This window comes from Ornithinimicrobium kibberense (assembly GCF_006519705.1).
GTDB classification, from domain to species: Bacteria; Actinomycetota; Actinomycetes; order Actinomycetales; family Dermatophilaceae; genus Ornithinicoccus; species Ornithinicoccus kibberensis.
In genome coordinates, this window is the sequence record NZ_VFXM01000011.1 from 57,869 (window position 1) to 69,389 (window position 11,521).

11 protein-coding genes are annotated in these 11,521 nt (G+C 75.6%); 8 read left to right on the top strand and 3 right to left on the bottom strand.

Going from position 1 to position 11,521, the window contains the following annotated elements:
* Positions 1–64: 64 nt before the first annotated feature.
* The 5 genes from fmt to FJR00_RS10665 all read left to right on the top strand — a co-directional run bounded on the left by fmt (position 65) and on the right by FJR00_RS10665 (position 4,406).
* Positions 65–1,003 carry a methionyl-tRNA formyltransferase gene (fmt, locus tag FJR00_RS10645; protein ID WP_141338715.1) on the top strand — a complete coding sequence of 313 codons (939 nt, stop codon included), beginning with the start codon at positions 65–67 and terminating at the stop codon, positions 1,001–1,003.
* The gene (locus FJR00_RS10650) at positions 996–2,459 is read left to right on the top strand and encodes an RsmB/NOP family class I SAM-dependent RNA methyltransferase (protein WP_141338716.1); all 1,464 of its coding nucleotides are present in this window, start codon (positions 996–998) and stop codon (positions 2,457–2,459) included. Before fmt ends, FJR00_RS10650 begins: the two co-directional genes overlap by 8 nt.
* A 66-nt stretch (positions 2,460–2,525) precedes the next feature.
* A complete protein-coding gene (rpe, locus tag FJR00_RS10655) occupies positions 2,526–3,197 on the top strand; it encodes a ribulose-phosphate 3-epimerase (RefSeq protein WP_141338717.1) in 672 nt (223 codons plus the stop codon).
* A gap of 10 nt (positions 3,198–3,207) precedes the next feature.
* Positions 3,208–3,927, top strand: coding sequence for a nicotinamide riboside transporter PnuC (pnuC, locus tag FJR00_RS10660; protein ID WP_141338718.1), 720 nt, complete (start codon positions 3,208–3,210; stop codon positions 3,925–3,927).
* Positions 3,924–4,406, top strand: coding sequence for a PH domain-containing protein (locus FJR00_RS10665; protein ID WP_141338719.1), 483 nt, complete (start codon positions 3,924–3,926; stop codon positions 4,404–4,406). Before pnuC ends, FJR00_RS10665 begins: the two co-directional genes overlap by 4 nt.
* 14 nt (positions 4,407–4,420) lie before the next feature.
* Here FJR00_RS10665 and FJR00_RS10670 read toward each other — a convergent pair whose 3' ends face one another.
* From FJR00_RS10670 to FJR00_RS10680, 3 genes are read right to left on the bottom strand one after another with little or no spacing between them, the layout of a single operon-like run.
* Entirely contained in the window at positions 4,421–5,596 is a 1,176-nt protein-coding gene (locus FJR00_RS10670; protein WP_141338720.1) for an FUSC family protein, read from the bottom strand.
* Positions 5,593–6,207: a nucleoside/nucleotide kinase family protein gene (locus tag FJR00_RS10675; RefSeq protein WP_141338721.1), complete on the bottom strand. Its 615-nt coding sequence runs from the start codon at positions 6,205–6,207 to the stop codon at positions 5,593–5,595. Before FJR00_RS10675 ends, FJR00_RS10670 begins: the two co-directional genes overlap by 4 nt.
* Positions 6,208–6,212: 5 nt before the next feature.
* A complete protein-coding gene (locus tag FJR00_RS10680) occupies positions 6,213–6,860 on the bottom strand; it encodes a TIGR03085 family metal-binding protein (protein ID WP_141338722.1) in 648 nt (215 codons plus the stop codon).
* 98 nt (positions 6,861–6,958) lie between these two features.
* On the opposite strand from FJR00_RS10680, the gene FJR00_RS10685 reads away from it, so the two are divergent.
* From FJR00_RS10685 to FJR00_RS16330, 3 genes are read left to right on the top strand one after another with little or no spacing between them, the layout of a single operon-like run.
* A complete protein-coding gene (locus FJR00_RS10685; protein WP_181409595.1) occupies positions 6,959–8,803 on the top strand; it encodes an ABC transporter ATP-binding protein in 1,845 nt (614 codons plus the stop codon).
* 53 nt (positions 8,804–8,856) lie between these two features.
* The gene (locus FJR00_RS10690; RefSeq protein ID WP_141338809.1) at positions 8,857–10,608 is read left to right on the top strand and encodes an ABC transporter ATP-binding protein; all 1,752 of its coding nucleotides are present in this window, start codon (positions 8,857–8,859) and stop codon (positions 10,606–10,608) included.
* Positions 10,609–10,613: 5 nt separating this feature from the next.
* Complete coding sequence (locus FJR00_RS16330) at positions 10,614–11,498, top strand: HGxxPAAW family protein (protein ID WP_181409596.1); 885 nt, start codon at positions 10,614–10,616, stop codon at positions 11,496–11,498.
* Positions 11,499–11,521 lie beyond the last annotated feature (23 nt).

Below are 11,521 nucleotides of genomic sequence, written 5' to 3' on the forward strand. Positions count from 1 at the left end.
CCGTCGCCGTCCCGGCGTCGCCCGCGGGGCGGCCGGGGCGTCGCCTGCGCCGAGGGGTGGCCCGGTGAGGGTTGTCTTCGCCGGAACGCCCGAGGTGGCCGTCCCCACGCTCGAGGCGCTCCTGGGCTCGCCGCACGAGGTGGTCGGGTGCCTGACCCGACCCGACGCCCGGGCCGGGCGCGGGCGTCGGTCGCGGCCCTCCCCGGTGCGGGCCGCCGCGGAGGCCGCCGGGGTCCCGGTCCTCGCCCCGCAGCGGCTGGCCGAGGAGGGGGTGGCCGAGCAGCTGAGGGACTGGGCCCCGGACGTCGGCGTGGTCGTCGCCTACGGGGCGCTCGTGCCGCCGGACCTGCTGGGGCTGCCGGTCCACGGGTGGGTCAACCTGCACTTCTCCCTCCTGCCCCAGTGGCGGGGTGCCGCGCCCGTCCAGCACGCCGTCCTGGCCGGGGACGAGATCACCGGGGCGGTGACCTTCCTCCTCGAGGAGGGGCTGGACACCGGACCGGTGCTGGGTCGCCTGACCGAGCGTATCCGGGCCCGGGACACCAGCGGCGACCTCCTGGCCCGGCTGGCCGGGGCCGGGTCCCACCTGGTCGTCGCGACCCTGGACGGGCTGGAGAGGGCAGAGCTGGTGCCCGAGCCGCAGGCCCCCGACGGGGTGAGCCTGGCGCCCAAGCTCACGCCCGGGGACGCCAGGGTCGACTGGACGGTGCCCGCGTTCGCCGTCGACCGTCGGATCCGCGCCTGCACCCCGGCCCCCGGCGCCTGGACCACCTGGCGCGGCGAGCGGCTGCGGCTGCAGCCGGTCGAGCCGGCGGACGCTCCGGGGGAGGGGGAGCCGCTGGGCCCGGGCGAGCTGCGCGTGGAGCGCCACCAGGTGCTCGTCGGCACCGCCACCGTGGCGGTGCGGCTCGGGGACGTCCAGCCGCAGGGCAGGAGGGCCATGTCCGCCGCCGACTGGGCACGCGGCGTCCGACCGCGGCCGGGGGAGCGTTTCGATGGCTGACCAGCCGCCGGCCGGGCGCCGGGGACCGCGGCGCCGGTCGGCCCAGGCACCGGCGCAGCGGCAGCGTCGCAGCGACCCGGCCAGGGAGTCGGCCTACCTGCTGCTGCGCGCGGTGGCCCTCCAGGACGCCTACGCCAACCTCGAGCTCCCACGGATCCTGCGGGCCGCCGGGCTCCGCGGCCGTGACGCCGCCTTCGCCACGGAGCTGGCCTACGGCGCCCTGCGGATGCAGGGCCTCTACGATGCGGTCGCGGCCCGGGCCGCCGACCGGCCGGCGAGCTCGATCGACCCCCCGGTCCTGGACGTCCTGCGGCTGGGGATCCACCAGCTCCTGGCCATGCGCGTGCCCGACCACGCCGCCGTCAGCGCCACGGTCGCCCTCGCCCGCCAGCACGTCGGCCAGGGGGCGGCCGGGTTCGTCAACGCCGTGCTGCGCCGGGTCGGCGAGCGCGACCGGGACGACTGGGTCGCGCTGCTGACCGCCGACGAGCCCGACGAGGTGGCTCGGCTGGCGGTGGAGCACTCCCACCCGGCGTGGGTCGTCCGCGCCCTGCGCGCCTCCCTGCTCGCCAGCACGGGCAGCGACGAGGAGCTGGCGGCGCTGCTGGCCGCGCAGAACACCCCCGGCCCCCTCTCGCTGGCGGCCCGGCCCGGCCTCGTCGACGACGCCGAGCTGACGGCGGCCGGCGCACGCCCCTCACCCACGGCCCCCACGGCCTGGACCCTCCCCGCAGGAGACCCCGGTGACCTGGCCGCGGTCCGGGAGGGGCGCGCCGCCGTGCAGGACGCAGGCTCCCAGCTCATCCCGCTCGCCCTCGTGGACGCGCCGCTCGAGGGACCCGACGCCCGCTGGCTCGACCTGTGCGCCGGGCCCGGCGGCAAGGCCGGCCTGCTCGCGGCTCTCGCGCTGGAACGGGGCGCCGAGCTGCGGGCCAACGAGGTCAGCCCGCACCGGGCGGAGCTGGTCCGGCAGAGCCTGCGGGCCGCCGTGGACGCGGGTGCCCGCGCGGAGGTGACCGTCGGCGACGGCCGGGACGTCGGGGCGGAGGAGCCGGGGCGCTACGACCGCGTCCTCGTCGACGCCCCGTGCACGGGTCTGGGCGCGCTGCGCCGTCGCCCCGAGGCCCGGTGGCGACGCAGTCCCCGGGACATCCCGGCACTGGCCCCCCTGCAGCGCGCCCCGCTGGACTCCGCGCTGGAGGCCACCCGACCCGGGGGCCTGGTGGCCTACGCCACCTGCTCGCCGCACCTGGCCGAGACGCACCTCGTCGTGCGCGACGTGCTCAAGGGCCGTCCCGACCAGGACACCGAGCTCGTCGACGTCCGGCCGTACCTGCGCGACCGGGCGGGTCTCCCGCTTCCCGCCGTCGGCCGGCCCGACGAGTCGTGGGCCCAGCTGTGGCCGCACCGGCACGGTACGGACGGCATGTTCCTGGCCCTGCTGCGGCGCCGCTGAGCCGGCGTCGCCGGGCACGACGGCCCCGCACCCGTCGGCGGGCGCGCTCGCACTAGGGTGTGCGCCATGCCCGCCCCGCTGCAGATCAGCCCGTCCATCCTGGCCGCCGACTTCGCCAACCTCGAGGACGAGCTGAGGCGCATCGAGACGGCCGACTGGGCCCACGTGGACGTCATGGACAACCACTTCGTGCCCAACCTCACGCTCGGGCTGCCGGTCGTCGAGGCGCTGGCCAGGGTGACCCCGGTCCCGCTCGACTGCCACCTCATGATCGAGGACCCCGACCGCTGGGCGGCCGGCTACGCCGAGGCGGGCGCGGGGTCGGTGACCTTCCACGTCGAGGCGGCGGCCGACCCGGTCGCCACGGCCCGCGCGATCCGCGCCGCCGGCGCCCGGGCGGCGTTCGCCGTCAAGCCCGGGACGCCGTTCGCCCCCTACGAGGAGCTGCTCGACGAGGTGGACATGGTCCTCGTCATGACGGTCGAGCCCGGCTTCGGGGGGCAGGCGTTCATGGACGACCAGCTGCCCAAGGTCCGGGCCGTGCGCGAGGCCGCGGGCCGCCGCGGGGGCCAGATCTGGGTGCAGGTGGACGGCGGCGTCTCGGCCGACACCATCGGCCGGTGTGTCGAGGCGGGGGCCGACGTCCTCGTCGCCGGTTCGGCCGTCTACGGCGCCGACGACGTCCCCGCGCGCATCGGCGAGCTGCGGGCCCTGGCCCGGCGCCACGCCTGCGGCTGAGGATGCCGCCTTGGACGTCTGGAACGACCTCTTCAACGCCCAGCTGAGCATTGCCGGCCACACCATCGCCTGGCGCGAGGTCGTCGGCAACGCCTTCGGCCTGGCCTCCGCCGTCCTCGGGATGCGACGCACGGTGTGGGCCTGGCCGGTCGGCATCGTCGGCAACGTCCTGCTCTTCACCGTCTTCACGGGGGTCTGGTTCGCCAACCCGCAGGAGCACAGCCTCTTCGGCCAGGCCGCCCGGCAGGTCTTCTTCATCCTCACCAGCGTCTACGGCTGGTGGGCCTGGAACCGGTCCCGGCGGGGCCGTGCCCACGGCGCCCCCGCGATCACCCCCCGCTGGGCCACCGCGGCCGAGCGCACCGCATACCTCGTCGGGGCCGCGGTCCTCGTCGTCCTCGCCCAGTGGGTGTTCGCGCAGGTGGGGGCCGGCTGGCCGGCGCCCCGCTGGTACTACTGGACCGACGCCTGGATCTTCGTGGGCTCGATGCTGGCCACCTACGCCATGGCCCGGGGCTGGGTCGACTTCTGGCTGGTCTGGATCGCCGTGGACCTCGTCGGCGTGCCCCTCCTGTGGCATTCGGGCTACTACCCCTCGGCGATCCTCTTCCTGGTCTACGGGGCGTTCGTGCTCTGGGGCTTCGTCGTGTGGCGCAGGGCTGCCAGGGTCGAGGCCCCCACGGGTCTGGGACCCGCGCCCAGCGACGACGGACGTAGTCTGGTGGGATGAGCCCACCGTCCGAGCGGCGCGATCCCTACGCGACCTTCCGCCCCGTCCGCGGGGCGTGGGTGGCCCGGCTGTCCGCGGTGGCCTCCGTCGTCGTCTTCGGCATGGTCGCGATCTTCTCCCCGATGCCGCTGGGCTCCGACCCCGCCCTCATGGTGCTCAACCGGGTGGCGGTCGCGCTCATCGGCGTGGTGATGGCGGCGTTCCTGTGGAGGTATGCCCGGATCCGCGCCGTGCCGGGGCCGCGCGGGCTGCGGGTGGTCAACCTCTTCTCCACCACGGAGGTCGAGTGGGCCCAGGTGCTGCGGGTGGGCTTCTCCGGCGGGGCGTCGTGGGCGGTCCTGGAGCTGACCGACACCGACGAGCTGGCCGTCATGGCCATCCAGCGCGCCGACGGTGAGCACGCCCGACGGGAGGCCTCCCGGCTGGCGGCGCTCGTGGAGCACCACCACCGCACGGGCGGGGGAGGCGACGCGGGCTGACCGGCCCGCACCCGTCAGCGGTCCTCGTCCTCGACGTGGCCGGGGTCGTACTCCTCCCGGGTGGCCGGCACGCGACGGCGGGCCTCGGCAGGCCCCATCCCGGACAGGACCAGCAGGTCCACGACGGTGGAGCGCACCTGCGCCCGCAGGACCTCGGCGGACAGGCCGGCCTGCGGATGGCTCCAGGTCGAACGGCGGGCCAGGGTGATCAGGTCCTCCTGGACCTCGGCGAGCGGGGCCTGGTCGACCAGCTGCTCCTGGACCGTGGCGGCGGCCTGGGCCAGAGCCTCGACCATGTCGGTGTAGGTGGGGGGCACGAACTCGCCGTCCTCCACGGCGGCGACGGACCGGCGGACCAGCACCCGGACGTTGCGCACGGCCAGGCCGAGCGGGCCGATCATCTCCTGGATCTGCCGCACCTGGTCGCGGTGGACCCCGGACAGCAGCGGGGCCAGCCGGGCCGCCGCCAGGGCCTCGGCCGTGGCGTCGCGCAGCGCATCCACCTCCTCGGAGAGCCTCCGTGCCGTCGTCAGGGCCCCCCGGGCGCGGTCGAGGTCCCTGCTGCGCATCGCCTGGGTGGTGTCGGTGAGGACGGCGGCCAGGTGGCCGACGGCGGCCACGGCGCGCTCGCGGGGCCGCTGGGTGGTGGACCGGGTCGGCGCGAGCATGGCGATGACCAGCGCCACCGAGCCTCCGACGAGGGCGTCGACCCACCGGCTCAGCGCGGCCCCCTCGGGCGCCACGAGGGTGGTGACCAGCACCCCCTGGATCCCGGCCTGCATCATGAGCAGCTGCCCCGCACCGAGCAGGACCGCCAGCGACATCGCCGTGCCGGCGACGAGGAGGATCTGCCAGGTGCCCGAGCCGAACCACTGGACGAAGACGTCGGCGGTGAGGATGCCGATGGCCACGCCGACGGTCAGCTCGACGATCCGGCGGATGCGGTCGCCGTAGGTCAGCCCCAGGCAGATCATCGCGGTCACCGGGGCGAAGAACGGCAGGACGTGCCCCACGAGGTGCCGGGCGATCCACCAGGCGAGGGCGGCGCCGACGGCGATCTGGACGATCAGCCACGCCCGGGCCCGCAGCCGCACCCACCGTTCCCGGGCCGACCCGGGGGAGACCTCCAGCCGCAGCCGGTCCCAGGCCCGGGCCGGGACGAGGCTCAGCTGCTCCCGGCGGGTGCTCATGGGTCCAGTCTGTCCCACTCCGGGGCCGACCACCGGGTCCGGCCGACCACGGTGTCGACGAGCCCGTCCCACCGGGGACGGGTCGCCAGCACCGCATCCTCCTGTTCGGCCCAGTGGTCCCAGTGGGGCGCGAAGGTCTCCCCGTCCCGGGCGAGGGCACGGACCCGGCGCACCGTGGCCGGGGCCTCCAGCCACAGCCGCACGTCGAAGCTGCCCGCGCACGGGCTGGCCAGGGTCCCCACGCCCTCGACGACGACGACCGGGCGCGGTGGCACCACGACCGTGGGACCCGGTCGGCCGGCGTCCCAGTCCCAGGACCGGTAGCGACCGGGCCGCCCGGCCAGCAGGGGTGCGACCACCTCCTCGCAGAGCCTGGGCAGGGCCGGGGCCAGCCCCGACCAGCCGGGGTAGAGCGCATCCAGGTGGACCACGTGCGCCGGGTGCCCGGCGGCCGACAGCAGCTCGGCGGCGGCGAGCGCCAGGTCGGTCTTGCCGGCGCCGCTTCGCCCGTCCACGCCGACGAGAACGGGTCGCCCGCCGACCAACGGCCCGACGCGTCCGAGCAGGCCGGGCCACCAGGTGGGCTCGGCGCCGGCCGGCCGGTCGGCCATGCGGGTCAGACGGACCGGCGGTGCCGGTCGAGGGCGGCCAGGTCGGCGTCCTCGCCCGTGGCCTCGACCCGGGCGACGGCGTCCCGGCCGAAGGCGTGCAGGGTCAGCTCCAGCGGGGTGCCCCGGAGGACCACCGTTCCGGCACGACCGGGCGGCCGCCTCAACGACGCCCGCCCGTGCCCCTCGGCGACCACGACCACGCCGACCGGCGCCCGCCCGTAGAGCATCCGGCCGCTGCGCCGCAACGAGGTCCACAGCGCACGCTGCACCTCCTCGGGCAGCCGGGTGGGCTCCCAGTCCGGCTGGGCCCGCACCATGTCCTCCAGGTGCACGGCGAGCTCGGGGACGTTGACCAGGTCGTCCACCGCCCCCACCGAGGTCGGCCACCAGCGGGCCGGTCCGCGACGCACGGCCTCGGCCAGCTGCGGCAGGTCCCGCCGCCCGGCGACGCGGTCCTGGACCTGGTCGGTGTGCCGACGCAGCGGGCCCACGTCGAGGCCGATGCCGGGCAGCACGTCGGGGCGGGACTCCCGCACGACCAGGTGGGCCATAAGGTCGCGGACCCGCCAGGGGTCGCACAGTGTCGGGGCCTGCGGGCCCAGGTCCAGGGCGGTGGAGGCGATGAGGTCGCGCAGCAGCGGTGTGGACGTCATCCCCCCATCCCACCACGACCGGGACGGCGGGCGGTCCCGGACGTGAGAGGATGGCCGGTCGTTCCCTGCTGCCCGCTCCTGACGGAGGTCGACCCACCATGTCCGCGGCCAGTCCACCGGTCCCCCGCCCCGCGCCCAGCCGTGCGGTGCTGCGCCGCGGCCTGAAGGTCGTCTGGTCCGGCATCCGGCAGCAGCCGCGCCCGTTCGCGGTCGCCGTCGTCGGAGCCGTGCTCTGGGCGGGCGCCACCGTCGGCACCGCCGGCGCGATCGGCTGGGTCACGCGGACCGTGATCACCCCTGCGGTGGACTCGGGCAGGGTGACCGCCGTCGGGCTCTGGACGATCTTCGGCGTGCTGGTCGCCGTCCTCCTCGTCAACGTGGTCGGCGTGATCCTGCGGCGGGTGTGGGCCACGGTCGCCGGCTTCAACCTGCAGGCCGCCTACCGGCGCCGGGTGACCCGGCAGTACCTGCGCCTGCCGCTGTCCTGGCACCACGCCCACCCCTCCGGCCAGCTGCTGTCCAACGCGCACGCCGACATCGAGGCCACCTGGCAGGTGTTCAACCCCCTGCCGATGGCCATCGGCGTGCTCTTCATGCTCGTCATCGCCGGGACGATGATGGTCGTCGTCGACCCCCTCCTGGCGTTCGTGGGGCTGCTCGTCTTCCCCGGCCTGTTCGCCGCCAACCTCGTCTTCCAGCGGTTCATGTCCCCCCGGATCACCCGCGCCCAGCAGCTGCGGGCCGAGGTGGCCGAGGTCGCCCACGAGTCGTTCGAGGCCGGCCTGGTCGTGAAGTCCATGGGCCGGGAGGAGGAGGAGACCGCCCGCTTCACCGCCGCCACCCACGAGCTGCGCGACTCCCTCATCGAGGTCGGGCGCACCCGGGGCACCTTCGAACCGGTCATCGAGGCCATCCCCACGCTGGGCACCCTCGCGGTGCTGGGGGTGGGCACCTGGCAGGTCTCGCAGGGCGACCTCGTCGCCGGGGACGTGGTCCAGATGGCCTACCTGTTCTCCATCCTGGCCTTCCCGGTCCGCGCCCTGGGATGGGTGCTCGCCGAGCTGCCTCGCTCGGTGGTCGGCCACGACCGGGTCCAGCACGTCCTGCAGGCCCAGGGGGGTATGGAGTACGGCGACGCCCACCTCACCCGGGAGGGGGGTGCCGTGGAGTCGGAGCTGCGGGGCGTGAGCTACACCCACGCGGGCGAGGAGGAGCCGACGGTCCACGACGTCGACCTCGTCGTGCCCGCCGGCAGCACCACCGCCCTCGTCGGCCCGACCGGGTCCGGCAAGAGCACGCTGACCAACCTCGCCCTGCGGCTCGTCGACGCCGGCGGCGGCACGGTGCGCCTGGCCGGCCGGGACGTCCGCGAGCTGGCCCACGGGGTGCTGCCCTCGGTGGCCACCCTCGTGGCCCAGCAGACGTTCATGTTCGACGACACGGTGCGGGGCAACATCACGCTGGGGGAGGAGTCCGACGACGAGGCCGTGTGGGAGTCGCTGCGGATCGCCCAGGGCGACGGGTTCGTCCGGGCCCTCCCCGAGGGGCTGGACACCGTGGTCGGCGAGCGGGGCGGCACCCTCTCCGGGGGGCAGCGCCAGCGCATCGCGCTGGCCCGGGCGATCTGGCGCCGGCCCCGGTTGCTCGTCCTCGACGACGCGACGAGCGCGGTGGACCCCTCCGTCGAGCAGGCCATCCTGGCCGGGCTGCGCGAGGCGCGGGACGGCATGACGGTGCTGGTCGTGGCCTACCGGATGGCCACGATCACCCTCGCCGACCAGGTCGTCTACCTCGAGCACGGTCGCGTCGTCGACCAGGGCCCCCACGACGAGCTGCTCGAGCGCTGCGACGGCTACGCCGACCTGGTGCACGCCTACGCCCGGGAGGCGGCCGAGCGGGCCGCCGTCGCCGCCGCCGAGGAACCGCAGGAGGAGCACGCGTGAGCACCACCCCGTTCAGCTCCAGCCGGATCGAGGCGCAGAGCGACCTGGGCACCATGGCGACCCTGCGCCGCGGGCTGGAGCTCTCGCCCGAGCTGCGCCGGGGGATCGGCCTGACCGTCGTGCTGGCGGTCGTCGCCACCCTCGGCCGGGTCCTCATCCCGTTCGTCGTCCAGCAGACCACCGACCACGGGATCCTCGCCGACGGAGGCCCGGACACCGCGTTCGTGACCCGGGCGATCCTGCTGGCCGCCGGGGTGGTCGCCGTCACGAGCGTGGCGCAGTACCTCGTCAACGTCCGGCTGTTCACCTCGGCCGAGTCCGGGCTGGCCACCCTGCGCCGCAGGGCCTTCCGGCACATCCACGACCTGTCGGTGCTCACGCAGAGCACCGAACGTCGCGGCTCGCTCGTCTCCCGCGTCACCAGCGATGTCGACACGATCTCGATGTTCGTGCAGTTCGGCGGCCTGATGCTGCTGATCTCCACGGCCCAGATCATGATGGCCACCCTGCTCATGCTGTTCTACAGCCCGCTGCTGGCGCTCGTGGTCTACCTGTGCTTCGTGCCGCTGGCCCTCCTCGTGCGCCGGCTGCAGCCGGTGCTCGGCCGGGCCTACGGTGCGGTCCGCACCCGGGTCGGCGACATGCTCGGCGCGATCAGCGAGTCGATCGTCGGGGCGGTGACCATCCGCGCCTACGGCGTGGAGGAACGCACCGCCGTCCGGATCGACACCGCCATCGAGGAGCACCGGCGCTCGGCCATCCGCGCCCAGGTCCGCTCGGTGATGGCCTTCGTCTCCGGGCAGGCCTTCGCCGGCCTGACCACCGCGGTCGTCCTCGTCGTCGGCACCATGCTGGCGGTCCGCGGCCAGGTCACCCTCGGCGAGCTGCTCGCGTTCCTCTTCCTCGTCAACCTCTTCACCCAGCCGGTCCTCATGGCCACCGAGATCCTCAACGAGCTCCAGAACGCCGTCGCCGGGTGGCGGCGCGTCATCGGGGTCATCGACACCCCCGCCGACGTGTCCGACCCGGGGGAGGACGGCGTGGTTCTGGAGCGCGGACCGATCACCGTCGAGTTCGACGGGGTCTCCTACGCCTACCCCGGCGGGGAGCGCGTGCTGCACGACGTCCACCTGCGGATCGAGCCGCATACCCGGGTCGCCGTCGTGGGGGAGACGGGGTCGGGCAAGACCACCCTGGCCAAGCTGCTCACCCGGCTGATGGACCCCACCGAGGGAGCGGTCCGGCTCGACGGGGTCGACCTGCGCACCGTCTCCTTCGACTCCCTGCGCAGCCGGGTGGTGCTCGTGCCCCAGGAGGGCTTCCTCTTCGACGACGACCTGCTCGGCAACATCAGGTTCGGTCGCCCGGGCGCCGACGACGAGGACGTCGCGCTCGCGGTCACCGAGCTGGGCCTCGACAGCTGGGTGGCGGGCCTGCCCCACGGCCTGGCCACCCGCGTGGGCCAGCGGGGCGAGTCCCTGTCGGCCGGCGAGCGCCAGCTCGTCGCCATCGCCCGCGCCGACCTGGCCGACCCCGACCTCCTGGTCCTCGACGAGGCGACCAGCGCGGTCGACCCCTCCACCGAGGTCCGGGTGCAGCGGGCGCTCGAGGGCCTGACCCGGGGCCGCACCTCGGTGGCGATCGCGCACCGGCTCTCGACCGCCGAGGCGGCCGACCTCGTCGTCGTGGTCGACCAGGGCCGGATCGTCGAGCTCGGCTCCCACCGCGAGCTCGTGGACCGCGGCGGCGTCTACACCCGCATGCACGCCTCATGGGCGGCTCAGCAGGGCGCCGGGCAGGCCTGAGCGGTATGCCGCGTCCCGCCGCCGGCGCCGCCCTGGCCCTCCTGGGGCTGCTGGTGCTGACGACGACGCAGCCGTGGACCACCGGGGTCGTCGAGCCCGCGCCCGGCTCGGTCCGGACCCCCTGGTCGCGCACCGGCGGGGAGCTCGTGCCCTGGGGACCGGCCGCGGCGCTGGCCGCGGCGGCCGCCACGCTCGTCCTCCTCGGACGCGGCGGGGACGGCGTGCCCGGACGGGGCCTCGGCGCGGTCGCCCTCGTGGGCTCCCTGGCCGCGACGGCCGGTGCCGTGCTCGTCGTGTCGGGGCGCACCGCGGTGCCGGGAGACGTGGTGACGGCCGGGCCGGCGGGCTGGGCGTGGGCGGGCCTGGTCGTCGGAGCAGCAGCCGTGCTGGCGGTCCTCTCGGGCCTGCTGGTCCGCGTCGTCGGCCGGGCCGACCCGGCCACGGCATCCGGCCGGAGCCGCGGCCGACGACCGCCGGACCCGCTGCCGCCGGACCCGCTGCCGGCGGAGCGGCGTCGGCGGCAGGAGGCGAGGGTCTGGGCCGAGCTCGACGCGGGTCGCGACCCCACCGACGATCCAGGGGCTGGCACAATGGCCCCGGGCACGACCGACCCACCACCGACCCTCATCCCGACCCCGGAGCAGGAGCACCCCATGGAGCACGAGAACCACTACCACAGCAAGGCCGCCTGGGTCGGGGTGAGCATCATGCTGGTCGCCACCGTCCTGGGCTCCTGGGCCGCCGTCTTCGGCCCGGCGTGGCTGCTGTGGGCCGGGCTCGGACTCTTCGCCGTCGGCGCCCTCGTGTGGTTCGGCATGAGCAAGGCCGGCTACGGTGCGGAGGCCTACGAGGCGCCCCGCCCCCGGCAGTCGACCGGCCACCGCGGCTGAGGCGACCTCCCGGCCCTGGACCG